Source organism: Micromonospora sp. NPDC048999 (assembly GCF_040649295.1).
GTDB lineage: Bacteria > Actinomycetota > Actinomycetes > Mycobacteriales > Micromonosporaceae > Micromonospora.
Map to the genome: position 1 here is coordinate 1 of NZ_JBEZFI010000058.1, position 21159 is coordinate 21159.

Below are 21159 nucleotides of genomic sequence, written 5' to 3' on the forward strand. Positions count from 1 at the left end.
CGGCATCCTGGCGCTCGACATCGTCAGCTACTGCGTCGCCATCGTGGTCACCGCGGCAATCCGCTGGCCGGCGATGTTGGGCTGGCACCGGCGGGTGATCTTGTCGGGGCCCCACGGCGGCAGCCAGACCCAGTTGATCCGGATGTCGTTGACCAGTCCGCCGCCCGGGCCGGTGGTCAGCGCCTGCCGGGCCTGGTCCTCGATCACGTCGGTCAGCGGGCAGGCCGCCGAGGTCAGCGTCATGTCCAGGGTGGCGACGTTCTCGTCGTCGACGTGGACGCCGTACAGCAGGCCCAGGTCGACCACGTTGATGCCCAGCTCGGGGTCGACGACGTCCTTCATCGCCTCCTCGATGTCGCCGATCGCGGCCTTGCCGCCGGCCGCAGGAGCATCCCCGCCGATGGCCGGCGTCGCGGCGCCGTCGGTCGCCACGGCGCCGGCCTCCGGCGTGGTGGTGTCGTCGTTGCTCATGCCGTCCCCTCCGTCGGGCTCACGCCCACCCCCGCGCGTGCCGCGGCATCCTTGAACGCCATCCACGACAGCAACGCGCACTTCACCCGGGCCGGATAGCGCGCGACCCCCGCGAACGCCACCCCGTCTCCGAGCACGTCCTCGTCCGGCGTGACCTGGCCACGCCCGGACATCAACTCGACGAACGCCTCGTGCACCACGGTGGCGTCGTCCGCGGTCCGGCCGCGCAGCAACTCGTGCAGCACACTCGCCGACGCCTGGCTGATCGAGCAACCCATCCCGTCGTACGAGATGTCGCTGAACACCTTGCCGTCGGTGGCCACCCGCACGGTGATCTCGTCGCCGCAGGTCGGGTTGACGTGGTGCGCCTCGCCGACCCGGGCGTCCGGATCCGCGACATCCCGCAGGCCACGCCCGTGCGGGTGCTTGTAGTGATCCAGGATGATCTCCTGGTAGAGCTGGTCGAGCTGCATCAGCCGAACACCTTCCGCACCTGCTCGAGACCGGCCACCAGCGCGTCGATCTCGTCCGTCGTGGTGTACAGGTAGAACGACGCCCGCGTCATGGCCGGCACGCCGAACCGGGTGCACACCGGCTTCGCGCAGTGATGCCCCACCCGGACCTGCACGCCGAGCGCGTCGAGCACCTGCCCGACGTCGTGCGGGTGCACGTCGCCGAGGGCGAACGAGATCGTCCCGCCCCGGCCGACCGGCACGGTCGGGCCGAAGACGCGCAGCCCCGGCACGGTGGCGAGGGCGTCCAACGCGTACGCCGTCAGCTCCTTCTCGTGCCACTGGATCGCGCGCATGCCGATCCCGTTGAGGTAGTCCACCGCCGCCCCGAGCGCCACGGCCTCGGCGATCGGCGGCGTGCCCGCCTCGAACCGGGCCGGCGGCGCGGCGAACGTCGACCGGGCCATCGACACCGTCTCGATCATCGAGCCGCCACCGAGCACAGGGGGCATCGCGGCGAGCAGTTCCCCGCGCCCCCAGAGCACGCCGATGCCGGTCGGCCCGCACATCTTGTGCCCGGTGAAGACGATGAAGTCGGCGTCCAGGTCGACCACGTCCACCGGGATGTGCGGCACCGACTGCGAGCAGTCCAGCAGCAGCAGTGCGCCCACCTCGCGGACCCGCTGGGTGATCCGCGCGGTGGCGTTGACCGTGCCGAGGATGTTGGAGGTGTGCACCAGCGAGACGATCTTCGTCCGCTCGGTGACCAGCTCCGCCAGCCCGGACTCGTCCAGCCGGCCGTGGTCGGTGACCGGGAACCAGCGCAGCGTGGCGCCGGTCCGCTCGGCGAGCAGCTGCCACGGGACGATGTTCGAGTGGTGCTCCATCTCGGAGATCACGATCTCGTCGCCCGGGCCGAGCCGGAACCGAGGGTCGGCGTCGGGCCGCAGCGAGGCGTTGGAGAACGCGTACGCCACGATGTTGATCGCCTCGGTGGAGTTCTTGGTGAACACCACCTCGTCCACGCTCGGGGCGTTGACGAACGCGGCGATCTTCGCCCGCGCCCCCTCGTACGCCTCGGTCGCCTCGGTGCCCAGGGTGTGCACCGAGCGCGACACGTTGGCGTTGTGCCGGGCGTAGTGCTCGGCAAGCGCGTCAAGCACCTGCCGCGGCTTGTGCGAGGTGTTGGCGCTGTCGAGATAGACCAGACGATGCCCGTTGATCTCCCGGTCCAGGATCGGGAAGTCGGCGCGCACCGCGGCCACGTCGAAACGCGGCACGTCGTCGTACTGCGGCATCCCCGGCGGGATGGCGATGGTGGTCATATCCGCAGCCCTTCAGGCTCAGGCCCGCGCCGAACCAGCCCCGGCGACGTACCGCTCGTAGCCCTCTTCCTCGAGCTTGTCGGCCAGCTCCGGGCCGCCCTCCTCGACGATCCGACCGGCGACGAAGACGTGCACGAAGTCCGGCTTGATGTAGCGCAGGATCCGGGTGTAGTGGGTGATCAGCAGCAGGCCGGTGTCACCGGTGTCGCGGACCCGGTTCACCCCTTCGCTGACCACGCGCAACGCGTCCACGTCGAGGCCGGAGTCGGTCTCGTCGAGGATGGCGATCTTCGGCTTGAGCAGCTCCAGCTGCACGATCTCGTGCCGCTTCTTCTCACCGCCGGAGAAGCCCTCGTTGACGTTGCGCTGGGCGAACGCCGGGTCCATCTGGAGCTTCTCCATGGCGCCGCGCAGCTCGCCGGCCCAGGTGCGCAGCTTCGGCGCCTCGCCGTCGATGGCGGTCTTGGCGGTACGCAGGAAGTTGGCGACGGAGACGCCGGGCACCTCGACCGGGTACTGCATGGCCAGGAAGAGACCGGCGCGGGCCCGCTCGTCGACGGACATGGCCAGCACGTCCTCGCCGTCGAGGGTCACCGAGCCGCCGGTGATCTCGTACTTGGGGTGACCGGCGATCGAGTACGCCAGGGTCGACTTGCCGGAGCCGTTCGGGCCCATGATCGCGTGGGTCTCCCCCGAGCGCACGGTCAGGTCGACCCCGTGCAGGATCGGCTTGAGCTCACCCTCGGGCAGCTTGACCGACACCTTCAGGTCGCGGATCTCCAGGGTGCTCATTATCGGGCCACTCCATTACTCGGCGTCAGACTGACGTAGATGTCGCCGTCGCGGACTTCGACGGGATAGACGGGTACGGGTTCGGTCGCGGGCAGACCGGTGGGCTCACCGGTACGCAGGTCGAAACGGGATCCGTGCAGCCAGCATTCCAGCGTGCACCCCTCGACCTCGCCCTCGGAGAGGGCCACGGCGGCGTGCGAGCACTCGTCGTAGACGGCGTAGAAGGTGTCGTCCTCGCCGTGCACGATCGCGAGCCGGGTGCCGTCGACGTCGGCGCTGATCGCGGTGCCCTTCGGCACGTCCTCGATCGCGCAGATCCTGATCATCAGGCGCCGGCCTTGGCGAGGCGGGCCTCGATCGCGTCGCCGAGCCGCTCGCGCAGCTCCTCGACCGGGATCTTGTTGAGCAGCTCGGCGAAGAAGCCGCGGACCACCAGGCGGCGGGCCTCGGCCTCCGGGATGCCCCGGGCCATCAGGTAGAAGAGCTGCTCGTCGTCGAAGCGGCCGGTCGCGCTGGCGTGGCCGGCGCCGGCGATCTCGCCGGTCTCGATCTCCAGGTTGGGTACGGAGTCGGCCCGGGCGCCGTCGGTCAGCAGCAGGTTCCGGTTGATCTCGTACGTGTCGGTGCCGGTCGCCTCGGCCCGGATCAGCACGTCACCGACCCAGACGGTGTGCGCGCTGTCGCCCTGCAGGGCGCCCCGGTAGCCGACGTAGCTGCGGCAGTCCGGCACGGTGTGGTCGACCATCTGCCGGTGCTCCAGGTGCTGCCCGGAGTCGGCGAAGTAGAGGCCGTACAGCTCGGCCTCGCCGCCCCGGTCGGCGTACTCCACGGAGGTGTACTGGCGGACCAGGTCGCCGCCGAGGGTCACCTGCACGTGGATCACCTTGGCGTCGCGGCCCAGCCGCACCTTGAGGTGCTGCGCCTGCACGGCGTCGTCGGCCCAGTCGGCGACCGTGACCAGGGTCAGCTTCGCGCCGTCGGCCACCGCCACCTCGACGTTGTCGGCGAGGGTGGCCGAGCCGGTGTGCTCCAGCACCAGGGTCACCTCGGCGAACCGGCCCACCTCGACGAAGGTGTGGCCGAAGGCGAGCGCGTCCGCGCCCTCGCCGACCACCCGCAGGTGCACCGGGGCGGTCACCACCGCGTCCCGGGCGACCCGCACCAGCAGCGCCTGCTCCACCCCGCCGTATGCCAGCGCGCTGACCCGGTCGAACGGGGTGAGCACGCTGCCCACTCGCGGGTCGTCCCTGCCGATCCGGTCGACGGTGACGCCGTCGGGCAGGTCGGCGTACTCGTGGCGGACCGTGCCGGTGGCGGCCTGCGCGCCGTTGGCCAGGCCGCGCAGGCGCTTGAGCGGGGTGAAGCGCCACTCCTCCTCCAGGCCCGTCAGGGCCGGGAAGTCGGCGACGTCGTACGAGCGCAGCGCCTGCGACTTGGTGGCGGGCGGCGCGGAAGCCTGGGTAGTCATCTCTTCCTTGCTGTTCTGGGACGACGGTTTCGTGCTGGGCGGCTGGCCGGCGTCAGCCGACCGCGCCCTCCATCTGGAGCTCGATCAGGCGGTTGAGCTCCAGGGCGTACTCCATCGGAAGTTCCTTCGCGATCGGCTCGATGAAGCCGCGCACGATCATCGCCATCGCCTCGTCCTCGCTCAGGCCCCGGCTCATCAGGTAGAAGAGCTGGTCGTCGCTGATCTTGGAGACCGTCGCCTCGTGCCCCATCGACACGTCGTCCTCGCGGATGTCGACGTACGGGTAGGTGTCCGAGCGGGAGATGGTGTCGACCAGCAGCGCGTCGCACTTGACCGTGCTCCTGCTGTTGGTGGAGCCCTCCAGCACCTGCACCAGGCCGCGGTAGGAGGTGCGACCGCCGCCCCGGGCGATCGACTTCGACACGATGGTCGAGGAGGTGTGCGGCGCGGCGTGCACCATCTTGGCGCCGGCGTCCTGGTGCTGGCCCTCGCCGGCCATGGCCACCGAGAGCACCTCGCCCTTGGCGTGCTCGCCGGTCATGTAGACCGCCGGGTACTTCATGGTGACCTTGGAGCCGATGTTGCCGTCGACCCACTCCATGGTCGCGCCCTCGTGGCAGACGGCGCGTTTGGTGACCAGGTTGTAGACGTTGTTCGACCAGTTCTGGATGGTCGTGTAGCGGCACCGCGCGTTCTTCTTGACGATGATCTCCACGACCGCGCTGTGCAGCGAGTCCGAGGAGTAGAGCGGCGCGGTGCAGCCCTCGACGTAGTGCACGTACGCACCCTCGTCGACGATGATCAGCGTCCGCTCGAACTGGCCCATGTTCTCGGTGTTGATCCGGAAGTAGGCCTGCAGCGGGATCTCCACGTGCACGCCCTTCGGCACGTAGATGAACGAGCCACCGGACCACACGGAGGTGTTCAACGCGGCGAACTTGTTGTCGCCGACCGGGATCACCGTGCCGAAGTACTCCTTGAAGACGTCCTCGTGCTCCTTGAGGGCGGTGTCGGTGTCCAGGAAGACGACACCCTGCTCCTCCAGGTCCTCGCGGATCTTGTGGTAGACCACCTCGGACTCGTACTGCGCCGCGACACCGGCGACCAGCCGCTGCTTCTCCGCCTCGGGGATGCCCAGCCGGTCGTAGGTGTTCTTGATGTCCTCCGGCAGGTCCTCCCAGCTGGTGGCCTGCTTCTCGGTGGACCGGACGAAGTACTTGATGTTGTCGAAGTCGATCCCGGTGAGGTCGGCGCCCCAGGCCGGCATCGGCTTACGCCCGAACAGCCGCAGGCCCTTCAGACGCAGGTCGAGCATCCAGGCCGGCTCGTTCTTCTTCGCCGAGATGTCCCGCACCACCGCCTCGTTGAGGCCGCGCTGGGCGGACGCCCCGGCGACGTCGGGGTCGGCCCAGCCGTACTCGTAGCGACCGAGGGCGGCGAGCTGCTCCTCCTGGGTCAGGGGCTGGACGATCTGCTCGGTCATCTATCTGTCCCTCACAGTGGTGGTGACGGTCTTACCGGACTTGGCACCCGCGCGGGGGCTCCTACGCGGCTGGGCGGGGATGTGCGTGGTGCACACTCCGTCGCCGTGGGCGATGGTGGCCAGGCGCTGCACGTGGCTGCCGACCAGGCGGGAGATCACCTCGGTCTCGGCCTCGCACAGCTGGGGAAACTCGGCGGCCACGTGCGCCACCGGGCAGTGGTGCTGGCAGAGCTGGCCACCGGAGGCGATCGTGGACGCGTTGGCAGCGTAACCCTCGGCGGTCAGCGCCCCGGCGAGCGCCTCCGCCCGGGCGAGCGGGTCTTCGCCGGCGTCCTCCATGGCGGCCCGGCAGCGCTCCTCCAGCGCGGCCACCTGCTCGCCGGCGAACTCCTCGACCGCCGCCGCGCCCCCGGTGCGGGCGATCCAGCGCAACGCGGCGGTGGCGATGTTGTCGTAGTGGTGGGTCCCGCAGCGCAGCCGGGCCGCTTCGGTCAGCACGAAGACCTTCGCCGGCCGGCCCCGGCCCCGGCTGCCCCGCACCACCTGCTCACGGGCGACCACGTCGCCGTCGGCGAGCATCGCGTCGAGGTGCCGGCGGATCGCCGCGGGGCTGAGCCCGAGTGCCGCGCCGAGCTGGACGGCGGTGGTCGCCCCCCGCTCCAACAGCAGCTGGGTGACCCGGTCACGGGTGGAAAGGTCGGCGGACGCGACCTGCCCGGTCGCGTGCTGGTGCCCCGAAAGCCCCGCCGCGTTTTTCACAACAGCAACGTTACGTAATTCGTCGGGCCCTCGCAAACCGGGCCCCGGTGATCCCCACCACCGGGGTTACGGAGTCACCCGATCGGGTACCACTACGGTGCGTAGGATTCGCTCCGTGAAGCCTTCCGTCCGGTTCCCGGTCTCCCCCACGCTGCTGCGCCGCCTCGCGTACGCCTCGATCATCGCGAACGTGGCGATCGTGGTCACCGGCGGGGCGGTTCGGCTCACCGCCTCCGGTCTCGGCTGCCCCACCTGGCCCCGGTGCACCGACGAGTCGTACCACACCACGCCGGAGATGGGCGTGCACGGGGTGATCGAGTTCGGCAACCGCCTGCTCACCTTCGCGGTGGGCGTCATCGCCCTCGCCGTGCTGCTCGCCGTGCTGGCCCAGCGACCCCGCCCGCGCGGGCTGCTGCCCCTGGCGATCGCGGTCTTCCTCGGCATCCCCGCGCAGGCGGTGATCGGCGGGATCACCGTGCTGACCGACCTCAACCCGTGGGTGGTCGGGCTGCACTTCCTCGCCTCGATGGCGGTGATCGCCGCCGCGTACGCGCTCTGGCGCCGCACCGTCGAGCCGGACGCGCCCGCGATCCTCACCGTGCCGGCCCCGCTGCGTACCCTCGCGCTGATCACCACGGTCGCCAGCGCGGCGGTGCTGGTGGTCGGCACCTGGGTGACCGGCAGCGGCCCGCACGCCGGCGACAAGGGCGCGGCCCGCAACGGCCTGGACCCGCAGGCGATCTCCCAGGTGCACGCCGACGGGGTGTTCCTGCTGATCGGCCTCTCGGTGGCGCTGGTCTTCGCGTTCCGCGCGGTGGGGGCGGCGCGGGCCACCCGGGCCGCCACGGTGCTGATCGCGGTCGAGCTGGGTCAGGGCCTGATCGGTTTCGTGCAGTACTTCACCCACCTGCCGGAAGTGCTGGTCGCCGCGCACATGCTCGGCTCCTGCCTGGTGCTGCTGGCGGCCCTGGCCACGCTCTGGTCGACCCGGGAGCGCCGCCCGGTCGCGCCGACCACCCGGCCGAGTCCCGCCGCCGAGCCGGTCGGTGTGGCCGTGGCCGGCTGAGAGCGACTTCCGCGAGCAGCCGCACGTTACCCGTCGGCGGCAGCGGGAATGCGGTCCGCCGACGGACCGTCCGCGCCGAGGGGAGCATGGTGTCGCCCAAGGGCCTGTCCACGACTGTCCCGCAGCGGCTCGCCCCGGTCGCCGGCGCGCCGCTGTGGTGCGACGCGCGCGAGTTCGGGCTCACCGGCGACGGCGTGACCAACGACCAGCCTGCGCTGGCGGCGCTGGTCGACCGGCTGGGCGAGGGGTACGCCGCCGACGGGCGGGCCCGGGTGATCTACTGCCCGCCCGGCATCTACTCGATCCGGGACGCCGGCACCGTCTGGCGCAGCGGGGTGTCGCTGGTCGGCGCTGGTTCCGCGGCCACCCGGTTCCTGCTCAGCAACGAGGGCAACCGGGGCGACCCGGTGCCGCTGGCCTACTGGACCACCATCCAGCACGGCGCGGACCGGGACCGGCACATCGCCGACTGCACCTTCGCCGACTTCGAGATCGACGGCTCCGGCGTCGGTATGGCCGAGTACAACTATCTCGCCAAGGGCCTCGGCCTGCAGTACGTGGTACGCGGGGTGTTCCGCAACCTCTACATCCACCACACCGGGGCGACCGGGCTGGGCTGCGACTTCCTCCAGGACAGCCTGATCGACGGGGTGGTCGTGGTGGGCTGCGGCCGGCTCGACAACGGCGAGCAGATGGGCGGCGCGGGCATCGGCGTCGGCATCGGCGGCTGGGGTGACGTGGAGCGGCTCACCATCGCCAACTGCACCACGTTGGGCAACGGCACCAACGGGATCTTCCTGGAGCTGCAGAAGGAGCACTGGACGCCCCCGCGAGGCTTCCGCATCATCGGCTGTCACAGCCAGGCCAACCGGTTCGGCATCTCCGACTGGGGCGCCGACGGGCTCATCGTGTCCGCCTGCACCCTGACCAACAACCTGGAGGCCGGCTTCGACGTCTCCGCCAACGGCACCGCCGGCGTGGCCGGCCGGTACGGCCTGCTGACCGGCTGCGACATCGACCGCAACGTCGGCGACGGGATCAGCATGGGCAACACCCCCGGCGGCTACGCGGTGCGCGGCAACCGGATCAGCCGTAACGGCGGGTACGGCTACCACGAGCACAACCTGGGCAACGGCTATCAGGGGCCGGCGGCGGACGTGGTGATCGAGGGCAACGACATCCGGGACAACGCGCTCGACGGCATCCGGATCGACCGGCCCATGATCGACGCGACGGTGCTCGGCAATCGGATCCGCGACAACGGGCGGCGCTTCGCGCCGGAGTGCCGCGGCGGCGGGGACTCGGTGCGCTACGGACCCCGCCGAGTGATCGACAGCGCGGCGGACTGGCCGTGGGACGGGCACCGGGGCAAGGTGGTGCGGGTCGACTCGCGGGTCGCCGTGGTGGCGGCCAACACCGCCACGGAGCTGGCCCTCGCCGAGGTGCGGCCGGACGGCGCGACCGGGTGGAACGAGGCGACCCCCGCGCCCGGCACGCCGTACGAGCTGCCGGCCGGGCCGGCGGTCCGCGCCGGGATCGCGGTCAACTCCCGGTTCGAGTCGGCCACCGTGCGGGGCAACCGGATCTGGCACCGGGACGAGCACACCCAGACCTACGGATTCTGGATCACCGCGGCCGGCAGTTGCGTCTCCTGCCGGATCGAGGACAACGACTTCGCCGGAACCGACGCCGCCGTCCGGCTGGAGACGCCGCCGGTCGGGGGCCGTTGGGAGCACAACCACGAGGACGACGCGTGATGGCCGCACCGCCGCCCGGGCCGGGCCGCACCGCCGCCCGGCGCGGCCCGGTCCACCCGGGTCAGGCCCAGCGGGCCAGGTGCGTGGTGATCGCCGCCGCGAGGCGCTCGGGGGCGCCGTCGGCGTAGCCGATGAACAGGCTCGGCTCGGTGAGTTCCAGCTCGACCAGGACCGGTGCGCCGTCCGGGCCGGGAATCAGGTCGACCCGGGCGTAGAGCAGCTGCTCCGGGCCACCCGGGACGGCGGCCAGGGTTCGCCGCGCCACCGCGAGCTGGTCAGGCCGCGCCGTCCGCGGGTCGATCTGTTCCTCCTTGTAGAGCTCGGCCACGCCCAGGTCGGGGCCGGTCAGCATCGGGCCCTTGCGGATGGCGTGGCTGAACGCCAGGCCGTCCCGCCCGGCGAGAAAGAGCAGCGCGGTCTCTCCGGCGGTGTCCACCGCGCTCAGGTACGGCTGGATCATGGCGATCCGCCCGGCGGCGGTGAGCCGCCGCACGTGTGCCGTGGCCAGCTCCCGGTGCCCCGGATCGGCCAGGTCGTACCGGCCGGTGTCCTGGCTCCCGGCGCTGACCGCCGGCTTGATCACGTACTCACCGGAGTCGGCGGGCGGCGCCCAGCTCTCCCCCGGCCCGACCCAGACGGTCGGCACGGTGGGGACGCCGGCGGCGGAGAGCTCCGCCAGGTAGCGCTTGTCGGTGTTCCAGGCGACCATGTCGGCCGGGTTGACCAGGCGCGGCACCTTCTGCGCCCAGGCGACGAACTCGTCGCGGCGCAGCGCGTAGTCCCAGGGTGAGCGGAGGACCACCAGGTCGTACCCGGACCAGTCCACAGCCGGGTCGTCCCAGATCGTCGCCTCGACGGTGACACCACGGGCGGCCAGCGGGGCGAGCACGAGCTGATCGTCCGGTTCGAGATCGGGCAGGGCGGAGCAGCTGACGAGAGCGACCCGGGGTTTCCCCCGGGTCGGCTGGTGGTTGTTCACCTCAGGTCAACGCGCCATCGTGCGCCGGGCCATCGACCGCCAGAGGTCGTTGCTCGGACGCATCTGGTCCATCAGTTCACGCTCCCAGGCGTTCTCCACGGCAACCCCCGCCTTGGCGCAGGCCTGCCGCGCGACATCGGTACCGTCGGCGAACTGGTCGGTCCAGGCCCCGTCGGAACCCACAAGGACGATCCGCGCTCCGCGCTTGCCGACGTACTCGATGACCGCCTTCGCGCCGCCGTGCCCGGCGGCGAACGACTTGATGCCGGCGACCAGGCCGTGCGGGGTCTGGCCGGCGGTCTGTTCAGCCGTCAGCGTCGTATCGGAACCATCTGCCATGACGCGAAGCCTAAGCAGACTTCCACCCACATGTGCGAGAACGGTGAACGAATTGTGATGCCAATTACCTGCGAGTTTAAGGAAGACCACAGGTGATTCGCCCGCCTGTGTCGCGCTAAGTCGGCACGAAGCGGACGGCCGGATCAGATCAGCGCGTCGAGCGCGACGGCCACGAAGAGGATGGTCAGGTAGGTGGTCGACCAGTGGAACAGCCGCATCGGCTTGATCGCCTCGCCGCGCGCCGCACGCCGGCAGAGCTTGTGCGCCTCGACCACGAAGACGCCACCGACGACCAGCGCGGTGACCCCGTAGATCGGGCTCATCCCCAGCGGCCAGACGGCCAGCGAGGAGAGCAGGGTCAGCCAGGAGAAGAGGAGGATCTCCGCGTTCACCCGCCGGACCGAGGCCACCACCGGCAGCATCGGCACGCCGGCTCGGGCGTAGTCGGCCTTGTACTTGATCGCCAGCGCGTAGAAGTGCGGCATCTGCCAGAAGAAGACGACCGCGAACAGCCCCCACGCGGCGGGGGCCAGCGAGCCGGTGACCGCGGCCCAGCCGATCAGCACCGGAGCCGAACCGCAGATGCCGCCCCAGAAGGTGTTCGCCACCGTGGTCCGCTTCAGCCAGAGCGTGTAGACCAGGTCGTAGTACGCGATCGCGGCCAGGGTCAGCCCCGCCGCCAGCCAGTTGGTGAACACGGCCATCAGCGCGACCGAGATCACCGCCAGCACCAGACCGAAGACCAGCGCGCTGCGCGGCGACACGGTGTGCTGGGGCAACGGCCGGCGCTTGGTGCGCCGCATCAACTGGTCGATGTCCCGGTCGATGTAGCAGTTGATCACGCTGGCCGCTCCGGCGGCGAGCGAGCCGCCGACCAGCACCACGGCGACCAGCCAGAGCGAGGGCATGCCGCCCTCGGCGAGCATCATCGTCGGCACCGTGGTGACCAGCAGCAGCTCGACGATCCGCGGCTTGGTGAGCGCCACGTACGCGGCCACCACCGCCCGCACGCTCCGCCGACCGCTCGTCGGCTCCTCGGGCGCCGTGCCCACCGGCGGCTGCCCGGCAGAGTCGCCGACGGGGCGCTCGGTGATCATGCTCACGGATTGCCACCTTCCGGCGTCGGCAGGGGGGAGGTCGGTTCGGCCGGACCCGCCCGGGGTCCACACGCCGACCCACAGACTACGCGTCGTCGTTTTCGCCGCCCCCGAGACCCGACAACGGTGCGGGCCGTCACACCCCGCGGCAACCGCCTGATCCGGGCGGACGTACCCAGAACACCATGCAGAGATCCCCGGGCGGACGTTCAGGACCACTCGATAGGGTCAGCACCGAGGGTTCCGCCCATCTGCCGAGGAGCACAACGTGGCTGCCAACCGACCCGAGCTTCCCGCTCTCAACTGGTCCGACCTCGACCGCAGGGCCGTCGACACGGTCCGCGTCCTGGCCATGGACGCCGTGGAGAAATCCGGCAACGGCCACCCGGGTACGGCGATGAGTCTCGCCCCCGCGGCGTACCTGCTCTTCAACCGGGTCATGCGGCACAACCCGGCCGACCCGGGCTGGGCTGGGCGGGACCGGTTCGTCCTCTCCGCCGGGCACTCCAGCCTGACCCTCTACATCCAGCTCTTCCTCTCCGGCTACCCGCTGTCGATGGACGACCTGAAGGCGCTGCGCCAGTGGGGCTCGCTCACCCCGGGTCACCCCGAGCACGGGCACACCCCGGGCGTGGAGACCACCACCGGCCCGCTCGGCCAGGGAATCGGCAACGCCGTCGGCATGGCGATGGCCGCCCGCCGCGAGCGCGGCCTGTTCGACCCGACGGCGGAGGCCGGCGAGTCGCCGTTCGACCACGACGTCTGGTGCATCGCCTCCGACGGCGACATCGAGGAGGGCATCAGCCACGAGGCCAGCGCCCTCGCCGGCCACCAGCAGCTCGGCAACCTCTGCGTGATCTACGACGACAACGAGATCTCGATCGAGGACGACACTCGGATCGCGCTGAGCGAGGACGTCTCCGCCCGCTACGAGGCGTACGGCTGGCACGTGCAGACCGTCGACTGGCGCCGCGGCGACGCCGACCAGGGCGACTACCACGAGGACGTCGAGGCGCTCTACCAGGCGCTGCTCGCCGCCCGCGCGGAGACCGGCCGCCCCTCCTTCATCGCGCTGCGCACCATCATCGGCTGGCCCGCCCCCAACAAGAAGAACACCGGCAAGATCCACGGCTCGGCGCTCGGCGCCGCCGAGGTGCAGGCCACCAAGGAGATCCTCGGCTTCGACCCGCAGCGGACCTTCCAGGTCGACGAGGACGTCCTCCAGCACGCCCGCCAGGTGATGGAGCGCGGCACCGCGGCCCAGGCGGCGTGGAGCACCACGTTCGACGCGTGGACGCAGGCCAACCCGGAGCGCAGGGCGCTCTGGGACCGGCTGGCCGGCCGCCAGCTCCCCGAGGGCTGGGCCGACGCGCTGCCGACCTTCCCGGCCGACGCCAAGGGCGTCGCGACCCGGGCCGCCTCCGGCAAGGTGCTGGAGGCCCTCGCCCCGGTGCTGCCCGAGCTCTGGGGCGGCTCCGCCGACCTGGCGGACAGCAACAACACCACCATGAAGGGCGAGCCGTCGTTCATCCCTTCGGCGCACGCGACCAAGGAGTTCCCGGGCCACGAGTACGGCCGCACGCTGCACTTCGGCATCCGTGAGCACGCGATGGGCTCGATCCTCAACGGCATCGCCCTGCACGGCGGCACCCGCCCGTACGGCGGCACCTTCCTGGTGTTCAGCGACTACATGCGCCCGTCGGTGCGGCTCGCCGCGCTGATGAAGCTGCCGGTGGTCTACGTCTGGACGCACGACTCGATCGGCCTCGGCGAGGACGGCCCGACCCACCAGCCGGTGGAGCACCTGACCGCGCTGCGCGCCATCCCCGGCCTGGACGTGGTCCGCCCGGCCGACGCCAACGAGACCGTGTGGGCGTGGCGGCAGGCGCTGGAGCACACCGACCGTCCCACCGCGCTGGCGCTCAGCCGTCAGGCGCTGCCGACCCTGGACCGCACCGCGCTGGCCGGCGCCGAGGGCACCGCCAAGGGCGGCTACGTGCTGGCCGAGGCGTCCACCGGCATGCCGCAGGTGATCCTCGTCGGCACCGGCTCCGAGGTGCAGCTCTGCCTCACCGCCCGGGAGCGGCTGGAGGCCGAGGGCACCCCCACCCGGGTCGTCTCCATGCCCTGCCAGGAGTGGTTCTTCGCGCAGGACGAGGCGTACCGGGAGTCGGTGCTGCCGCGCGGGGTAAAGGCACGGGTGAGCGTGGAGGCGGGCATCGGCATGTCCTGGCGGGGGATCGTCGGGGACAGCGGCGAGAGCGTGAGCCTGGAGCACTACGGGGCGAGCGCGCCGCACACCGTGCTCTTCGAGCAGTTCGGGTTCACCCCCGACCGGATCGTGGCCGCCGCGCACGCGGCACTGACCCGGGTGGGCGAGATCACCGGTTTCACGACCGGAAATTGAGGGGAGCGTGGACGGCATGACCGACAGGCTGGGTGAGCTGAGCGCCGCAGGGGTGGCGATCTGGCTCGACGATCTTTCCCGGGTACGACTGAGCTCCGGCGGGCTGGACCGACTGCGCCGCGAGAACCATCTGGTGGGGGTGACCTCCAACCCGACCATCTTCGCCAAGGCGCTCAGCGACGCCGACGAGTACAACTGGCAGCTGAAGGACCTGGCCATCCGTGGGGTGGACGTCGAGGAGGCGGTCCGCCTACTCACCACGTACGACGTGCGGTGGGCGTGCGACGTGATGCGCCCGGCGTACGACGCCAGCGGCGGGGTCGACGGCCGGGTCTCCATCGAGGTGGACCCGCGGCTGGCCCACGAGACGGAGAAGACCGTCGCCGAGGCCGGGGCGCTGTGGTGGCTGATCGACCGGCCCAACCTCTTCATCAAGATCCCGGCCACCGAGGCGGGTCTGCCGGCGATCACCGCCACCCTGGCCCAGGGGATCAGCGTCAACGTCACGCTGATCTTCAGCCTGGACCGCTACTCGCAGGTCATGGAGGCGTTCCTCGCCGGCCTGGAGCAGGCGAAGGCGAACGGGCACGACCTGTCCAAGATCGGGTCGGTCGCGTCGTTCTTCGTCTCCCGAGTCGACAGCGAGGTCGACAAAAGGCTGGAGAAGATCGGCTCCGCCGAGGCCAAGGCGCTGCGTGGCAAGGCCGCCATCGCCAACGCCCGGCTGGCGTACGAGCGCTACTGCGAGGTCTTCGGCTCCGACCGGTGGCAGGCCCTGGCCGACGCCGGCGCCCACCGGCAGCGCCCGCTGTGGGCCTCCACCTCGACGAAGAACCCGGACTACCGGGACGTCATGTACGTCGAGGAGCTGATCGCGCCCGGCACGGTGAACACCATGCCGGAGGCGACCATCCACGCCTTCGCTGACCACGGTGAGGTACGCCCCGACAGCGTCACCGGCTGCTACGACGACGCCCGCAAGGTCTTCACCGACCTGGAGTCGGTCGGGGTCGACCTGACCGACGTGGTCGCCGTCCTCGAACGGGAGGGCGTGGAGAAGTTCGAGGCCAGCTGGGTGGAGCTGCTCGACGGGGTGCAGAAGTCCCTCGCCGAGGCGGCCCAGGGCGCCGGGCAGCCGGGCCGGGCCGCCAAGGGCAACGCGCGGGCCGCCGCGCAGGCCGGGGGCAACGCGTGACGGACGGCGCCGGATGCGTCCCGGGGCACAGCCCCGGGGCGCCCCGCGCGTCGGTCGCCCACCCGGACCCCGAGGGTTCGGTGGGCGACCTGCAGACCGGCCCGGCGGATGCCACCGCCGGGCTGACCGTACGCGGCGCGGACCCGGTCGACCGGTCCGCGCCCGCGTCGGTACGCGAAGACCTGGTCGCCCGGGACGTCCCCGCCCGGCTCGCCGCGAAAGATCCCACCCTGTGGGGTCCGGGGGCCGAGGCCGAGGCGAAGGTGCGCCTCGGCTGGCTGGACACCCACCGCCGCAGCCGGGAGCTGCTCCCCCAGCTCGCCGAGCTGACCGAGGAACTGGCCGACCTGGACCACGTGGTGCTCGCCGGGACGGGCGGCACGTCGCTCGGCCCGGAGGTGATCGCCCGCACCCTCGGTCGGCCGCTGACCGTGCTGGACACCACCGATCCCGGGCAGGTCCGGGCGGCCCTGGCCGACCGGTTGGACCGGACCGTCGTGGTGGTCTCCAGCAAGTCCGGGTCGACGGTGGAGACGGACAGCCACCGGAGGGCGTACTGGCACGCGTTCCTCGACGCCGGGATGACCGAGGCGGAGGCCGCCCGGCACTTCGTGGTGGTCACCGACCCGGGTTCGCCGCTGGAGGCGACCGCCGCCGAGATGGGCGTGGTCACCATCGTCGCCGACCCGGACCTGGCCGGCCGATACTCGGCGCTCACCGCGTTCGGTCTGGTCCCCTCGGCGCTGGCCGGGGCCGCCGTGGCCGACCTGCTCGACGACGCCGACGCGCTGGAAGCGGCGCTGGGTCGCGACCGGGACAACCCAGGCCTGGCCCTCGGGGTGGCGCTCGGCGCAGCCGCCACCACCGGCCGGGACACGGTCTCACTGGTGTCGGACGGCACCGGTTTCGACGGGCTGGGCGACTGGGCCGAGCAACTGCTCGCCGAGTCGACCGGCAAGGCCGGCGGGGGGATCCTGCCTGTCGTGGTCGAGTCGCCGGACGCCCCCGGCGCCACCGGCCCGGGCGTCCTCACCGTCAGCTACGGGGGCGCGCTCGCCCCGGGCGTCGCGCTCGGTGCCGGCGTCGCGGACGTGGCGATCAACGGCCCCCTCGGCGCCCAGTTCCTGACCTGGGAGTACGCCACCGCGATCGCCGCGGCGGTGCTGGGTGTCGACCCGTTCGGCCAGCCGAACGCCGCCGAGAGCAGGGAGCACACCGCCCGCATCCTCGCCACCGGCCCCGCGCCGGAGACGCCGTCGTTCACCGAGGGCGCGGTCGAGGTGTACGCCCCGGCCGGTGCCCCCGGCGACCTGGCCGGCGTGCTGGGCTGGCTGCTCGGCGGGCTCGACGGCTACCTGGCGGTGACGGCCTACCTCAACCGACTCGGTGACGCGGCGGTGGCCGGGCTGCGCCCGGTGCTGGCACGGGCGACCCGCCGCCCGGTGACCTTCGGCTGGGGGCCGCGCCACCCGCACACCACCGGGCAGTACCACCTGGGCGGCCCGCCGGTCGGCAGCTACCTTCAGGTGACCGGCGCGGTCACCGATGATCTGCCGGTGCCCGGCCGCCCGTACACCTTCGGGGAGCTTCAGGCGGCCCAGGCCGCCGGCGACCGGCAGGCACTGGCCGGGCGGGGCCGCCCGGTGCTGCGCCTGCACCTGACCGAGCGGGCCGCAGGCGTGGCCCAGCTGCTGGACGCGGCCGGACGGACCCCGGGATGACGATGGATGACGTGACCTCAGCGGAGCGAGGAGGCGGCATGAACCCGCTGCGCGACCCCCAGGACAGACGGCTGCCCCGGATCCCGGAGCCGTGCGCTCTGGTGATCTTCGGGGTGACCGGTGACCTGGCCCGCAAAAAACTGTTGCCGGCGGTCTACGACCTGGCGAACCGGGGGCTGCTGCCGCCCGGTTTCGCGGTCCTGGGCTTCGCCCGCCGCGACTGGGGTGACGGCGACTTCGAGTCGCTGGCCTACGAGGCGGCGAAGAACCACGCCCGCACCCCATGGCGGGAGGAGGTGTGGGCGCGGCTGGCCGGCAACATCAAATTCGTCGGCGGCTCGTTCGACGACGATGCCGCGTTCGACCAGCTCGCCACCACCCTCGACGAGCTGCGCGACAGCCACGGCATTCACGGCAACGCCGCCTTCTACTTCTCCATCCCCCCGGCGGCCTTCCCCGTGGTGCTCAAGCAGCTCGCCCGCACCGGCATGGCCGACAACGAGAAGTCCGGCGGCTGGCGCCGGGTCGTGGTGGAGAAGCCGTTCGGCCGCGACCTGCCCTCGGCCAGAGCGCTCAACGAGCTGGTCGACGACGTCTTCACCCGCCGGGACGTCTTCCGGATCGACCACTACCTGGGCAAGGAAACCGTCCAGAACATCCTCGCCCTGCGGTTCGCCAACAACCTGTTCGAGCCGCTGTGGAACGGCAAGTACGTCGACTCGGTGCAGATCACCATGGCCGAGGACGTCGGCATCGGCACCCGGGCCGGGTTCTACGACTCGGCCGGCGCCGCCCGCGACGTGCTGCAGAACCACCTCCTGCAACTGCTCGCCCTGGTGGCGATGGAGGAGCCGACCAGCTTCGACGCCGACGAGATCCGCACCGAGAAGCTGAAGGTGCTCAGGGCCATCACGGTGCCCGACGACATTGCCCGGGACACCGTCCGGGGCCAGTACCTGCCCGGCTGGGTCGGCGGCGAGCGGGCCGTCGGCTACCTGGACGAGCAGGGCGTACCGGCGGACTCCACCACGGAGACGTACGTCGCCGTCAAGCTCGGCATCCAGAACCGGCGCTGGGCCGGGGTGCCGTTCTACATCCGGGCCGGCAAGCGGCTGCCCCGACGGGTCACCGAGGTGGCCATCATGTTCAAGCGGGCGCCGCACCTGCCGTTCGACCCGACGGACGTGGAGTCGCTCGGCCCCAACCAGCTGGTCATCCGCGTCCAGCCGGACGAGGGCGTGGTGCTGAAGTTCGGCTCCAAGGTGCCCGGCACCGCCATGGAGGTCCGCGACATCGCGATGGACTTCCAGTACGGCGAGGCGTTCACCGAGTCCAGCCCCGAGGCGTACGAGCGGCTCGTGCTGGACGTGCTGATCGGCGACCGGACGCTGTTCCCGGACGCCGCCGAGGTCGAGCAGAGCTGGCAAGCGGTCGACCCGCTGGAGGACGCCTGGGCGAACACCACGCCGGAGCCGTACCGGGCCGGCGAATGGGGCCCCCGGGCCGCCGACGAGATGCTGGCCCGCGACGGCCGGGCCTGGCGACGGGCATGAGCGAGACCTGGAGGATCCGTTGATCGGGCTGTGGGACACCACCGGCAACGAGGTGGTCAAGGCGCTCGCCGCCGAGCGGCGCAGCGCGGGCGGGGTGGCCAGCGGCATGGCGCTCACCCTGATCGTGGTGGTGGATGAGAAGCGGGTCCGGGAGGCGGAGGCGGCGGCGACCATAGCCGCCGCGGCCCACCCGTGCCGGCTGCTCGTGGTGGTCCGCACCGATGTCGAGCGGGACCACAACCGCCTGGACGCGGAGATCGTCGTCGGTGGCCGGCTCGGCCCGTGCGAGGCGGTGGTGACCCGGATGTACGGCCGGCTCGCGCTGCACGCCGAGTCGGTGGTGATGCCGCTGCTGGTGCCGGACGTGCCGGTGGTGACCTGGTGGCACGGCGAGCCGCCGGAGGAGATCGCGACCGACTTCCTCGGCGTGGTGGCGGACCGGCGGATCACCGACTCGGCGCAGGCGGCCGACCCGATCGCCGCGCTGCGGCAGCGGGCGGTGGACTACGCCCCGGGCGACACCGACCTGGCCTGGACCCGGATCACCCCGTGGCGCACCCTGGTCGCCGGGGCGTTCGACACCACCCAGGCCGGGATCACCGAGGCGACGGTGGTGGCACCGCGCAGTGACCCGACGGCGGCGCTGATGCGCGGCTGGCTCGCCGCCCGGCTGGAGATCGAGCCGGTCTGGGAGTCCACCGACCAGTTTCCCCGGATGCGGGAGGTGCGGCTGGGCTGCGCCACCGGCGACAAGCTGGTCCTGACCCGGGAGGACAGCGTGGCGACCTTCCGGCGTACCGGCCAGGAGGATCGGACCCTGCCGCTGGTTCGCCGCCCGCTCGGCGACGAGCTGGCCGAGGAGCTGCGCCGCCTCGACGCCGACCAGGTGTACGCGGAGGCGCTCGGCGCGGCCGCCGGCCTCTCCGGGCTGGACCAGCGCCCCGCTCAGCGGGTGCACGTGTGGAAGGATCCGGCGACCGCCAAGCGGGCCGAGGCCGGGGTCACCGCGCACGCCGGCCCGACCGCCAAGGGGTGAGCCGGCCCGCCGCCACGAAGGGGTGGCACGGACCGCTACGCGGTCGGACAGCACAGGTGACCGCCGTGGGGCGGTCGGAACGCGAAGGCACAATTGATGAGTGAGGCGAGTGTCGCCGTACACGCCGATCCCGACCTGCTGGCGCAGGCGGTGGCGGCCCGGTTGGTGGTGAAGCTGCTCGACGCGCAGGCGGACCGGGGCCAGGCATCGGTGGTGCTGACCGGCGGGCGGATCGCCGCGGCGGTGTACCGGGCAGTGACGGAGCTGCCTGCCCGGGACGCGGTCGACTGGTCCCGGGTCGACCTCTGGTGGGGCGACGAGCGGTTCCTGCCGGCTGGCGACCCGGAGCGCAACGAGACGCAGGCCCGGGCGGCGCTGCTGGCCGCGCTGCCGCTGGACCCGGCGCGGGTGCACCCGATGCCGGCCTCGGACGGGCCGGCCGGCAACGACCCGGAAGCGGCCGCCGCCGACTACGCCGAGGAACTCGCCCGGGCGGCCCGGCCGGGTCACGCCGCGCTCCCCCACTTCGACGTGCTGATGCTCGGCGTCGGGGAGGACGGGCACGTGGCGTCGGTCTTCCCGGAGCACCCGGTGCACCACGACAACCGGCCGGTCAGCGCGGTACGCGGCAGCCCGAAGCCGCCGCCGGTGCGGACCACGCTGACGCTGCCGGCGATCAACACCGCCGAGGAGGTCTGGCTGGTGGCCGCCGGCGCGGACAAGGCCCGGGCGGTGGGCATGGCGCTCGCCGGGGCCGGGCCGGTGCAGCTGCCGGCGGCCGGGGTGCACGGGGTGTCTCGTACCCTCTGGCTGCTCGACCGGGCGGCGGCGGCCGACGTGCCGCCCCGCCTACGCAGCCTCCGCTGAGCTGAAAGAAGGGGCCCCTTGTTAAGGCAGGGGCCCCTTCATAACAAACCGGCGCGCGAGGTGCGCTGGAAAGCAATCTGCGCGCGGCCCGTGGGGACCGCGCGCAGATTGTTGCGACTGGACGTGCTGGCTCAGGCGGGGCTGGCGAGCTGGAGACGGAGCCAGAGCCCGATCCCGACGACGCACGCGAACCAGATGATCCCGATCAGAACCGTGTATCGGTCGAGGTTCTTCTCGGCGACCGATGAGCCGGCCAGGCTGGAGCTGACACCGCCGCCGAACATGCTCGACAAGCCGCCACCCTTACCGCGGTGGAGCAGGATGAACAGGGTGAGCAGGACGCTCGTGATGACCAGCAACACGATCATCGTGTACGCGAACCAGATCGGCAT

General features: G+C 71.8%; 20 protein-coding genes. 8 read left to right on the plus strand and 12 right to left on the minus strand.

Going from position 1 to position 21159, the window contains the following annotated elements; translation table 11 throughout:
• Positions 1–27: 27 nt before the first annotated feature.
• From AB0C02_RS31070 to AB0C02_RS31105, 8 genes are read right to left on the minus strand one after another with little or no spacing between them, the layout of a single operon-like run.
• Positions 28–471 (minus strand): metal-sulfur cluster assembly factor, encoded by a 444-nt coding sequence (locus AB0C02_RS31070; RefSeq protein ID WP_357552694.1) that lies wholly within the window; start codon positions 469–471, stop codon positions 28–30.
• Complete coding sequence (sufU, locus tag AB0C02_RS31075) at positions 468–944, minus strand: Fe-S cluster assembly sulfur transfer protein SufU (protein ID WP_357552695.1); 477 nt, start codon at positions 942–944, stop codon at positions 468–470. The genes AB0C02_RS31070 and sufU overlap by 4 nt, the downstream gene beginning before the upstream one ends.
• Positions 944–2248: a cysteine desulfurase gene (locus AB0C02_RS31080; protein WP_357552696.1), complete on the minus strand. Its 1305-nt coding sequence runs from the start codon at positions 2246–2248 to the stop codon at positions 944–946. Before AB0C02_RS31080 ends, sufU begins: the two co-directional genes overlap by 1 nt.
• Positions 2249–2266: 18 nt before the next feature.
• Positions 2267–3040: a Fe-S cluster assembly ATPase SufC gene (sufC, locus tag AB0C02_RS31085; protein ID WP_357552697.1), complete on the minus strand. Its 774-nt coding sequence runs from the start codon at positions 3038–3040 to the stop codon at positions 2267–2269.
• Entirely contained in the window at positions 3040–3366 is a 327-nt protein-coding gene (locus tag AB0C02_RS31090) for a non-heme iron oxygenase ferredoxin subunit (protein ID WP_357552698.1), read from the minus strand. The genes sufC and AB0C02_RS31090 overlap by 1 nt, the downstream gene beginning before the upstream one ends.
• Positions 3366–4508: a Fe-S cluster assembly protein SufD gene (gene sufD, locus AB0C02_RS31095; protein ID WP_357552699.1), complete on the minus strand. Its 1143-nt coding sequence runs from the start codon at positions 4506–4508 to the stop codon at positions 3366–3368. Before sufD ends, AB0C02_RS31090 begins: the two co-directional genes overlap by 1 nt.
• A gap of 52 nt (positions 4509–4560) precedes the next feature.
• The gene (sufB, locus tag AB0C02_RS31100; RefSeq protein WP_357552700.1) at positions 4561–5991 is read right to left on the minus strand and encodes a Fe-S cluster assembly protein SufB; all 1431 of its coding nucleotides are present in this window, start codon (positions 5989–5991) and stop codon (positions 4561–4563) included.
• Positions 5992–6750: a transcriptional regulator gene (locus tag AB0C02_RS31105; protein WP_357552701.1), complete on the minus strand. Its 759-nt coding sequence runs from the start codon at positions 6748–6750 to the stop codon at positions 5992–5994.
• Between the two features lie 97 nt (positions 6751–6847).
• On the opposite strand from AB0C02_RS31105, the gene AB0C02_RS31110 reads away from it, so the two are divergent.
• Positions 6848–7816, plus strand: coding sequence for a COX15/CtaA family protein (locus AB0C02_RS31110; RefSeq protein ID WP_357552702.1), 969 nt, complete (start codon positions 6848–6850; stop codon positions 7814–7816).
• A gap of 89 nt (positions 7817–7905) precedes the next feature.
• Complete coding sequence (locus AB0C02_RS31115) at positions 7906–9573, plus strand: right-handed parallel beta-helix repeat-containing protein (RefSeq protein WP_357552719.1); 1668 nt, start codon at positions 7906–7908, stop codon at positions 9571–9573.
• Positions 9574–9634: 61 nt separating this feature from the next.
• Here the strand turns inward: AB0C02_RS31115 and AB0C02_RS31120 are convergent, their stop codons facing one another.
• The 3 genes from AB0C02_RS31120 to AB0C02_RS31130 all read right to left on the minus strand — a co-directional run bounded on the left by AB0C02_RS31120 (position 9635) and on the right by AB0C02_RS31130 (position 11994).
• Entirely contained in the window at positions 9635–10552 is a 918-nt protein-coding gene (locus AB0C02_RS31120; RefSeq protein WP_357552703.1) for a hypothetical protein, read from the minus strand.
• A gap of 6 nt (positions 10553–10558) precedes the next feature.
• A complete protein-coding gene (locus AB0C02_RS31125) occupies positions 10559–10891 on the minus strand; it encodes a hypothetical protein (RefSeq protein ID WP_357552704.1) in 333 nt (110 codons plus the stop codon).
• A gap of 143 nt (positions 10892–11034) precedes the next feature.
• Positions 11035–11994 (minus strand): heme o synthase, encoded by a 960-nt coding sequence (locus AB0C02_RS31130; RefSeq protein ID WP_357552705.1) that lies wholly within the window; start codon positions 11992–11994, stop codon positions 11035–11037.
• 262 nt (positions 11995–12256) lie between these two features.
• On the opposite strand from AB0C02_RS31130, the gene tkt reads away from it, so the two are divergent.
• The 6 genes from tkt to pgl all read left to right on the plus strand — a co-directional run bounded on the left by tkt (position 12257) and on the right by pgl (position 20767).
• Entirely contained in the window at positions 12257–14395 is a 2139-nt protein-coding gene (gene tkt / locus AB0C02_RS31135; RefSeq protein ID WP_357552706.1) for a transketolase, read from the plus strand.
• 16 nt (positions 14396–14411) lie between these two features.
• The gene (tal, locus tag AB0C02_RS31140) at positions 14412–15590 is read left to right on the plus strand and encodes a transaldolase (RefSeq protein ID WP_357552707.1); all 1179 of its coding nucleotides are present in this window, start codon (positions 14412–14414) and stop codon (positions 15588–15590) included.
• 80 nt (positions 15591–15670) lie between these two features.
• A complete protein-coding gene (locus AB0C02_RS31145) occupies positions 15671–17311 on the plus strand; it encodes a glucose-6-phosphate isomerase (RefSeq protein WP_357552720.1) in 1641 nt (546 codons plus the stop codon).
• A gap of 38 nt (positions 17312–17349) precedes the next feature.
• Positions 17350–18864 carry a glucose-6-phosphate dehydrogenase gene (zwf, locus tag AB0C02_RS31150; RefSeq protein WP_357552708.1) on the plus strand — a complete coding sequence of 505 codons (1515 nt, stop codon included), beginning with the start codon at positions 17350–17352 and terminating at the stop codon, positions 18862–18864.
• A gap of 19 nt (positions 18865–18883) precedes the next feature.
• Positions 18884–19900 carry a glucose-6-phosphate dehydrogenase assembly protein OpcA gene (locus AB0C02_RS31155; RefSeq protein ID WP_357552709.1) on the plus strand — a complete coding sequence of 339 codons (1017 nt, stop codon included), beginning with the start codon at positions 18884–18886 and terminating at the stop codon, positions 19898–19900.
• 96 nt (positions 19901–19996) lie between these two features.
• Positions 19997–20767, plus strand: a complete 771-nt coding sequence (pgl, locus tag AB0C02_RS31160; RefSeq protein ID WP_357552710.1) for a 6-phosphogluconolactonase — start codon at positions 19997–19999, stop codon at positions 20765–20767.
• 131 nt (positions 20768–20898) lie between these two features.
• Here the strand turns inward: pgl and secG are convergent, their stop codons facing one another.
• Positions 20899–21159: a preprotein translocase subunit SecG gene (gene secG, locus AB0C02_RS31165; protein ID WP_357552711.1), complete on the minus strand. Its 261-nt coding sequence runs from the start codon at positions 21157–21159 to the stop codon at positions 20899–20901.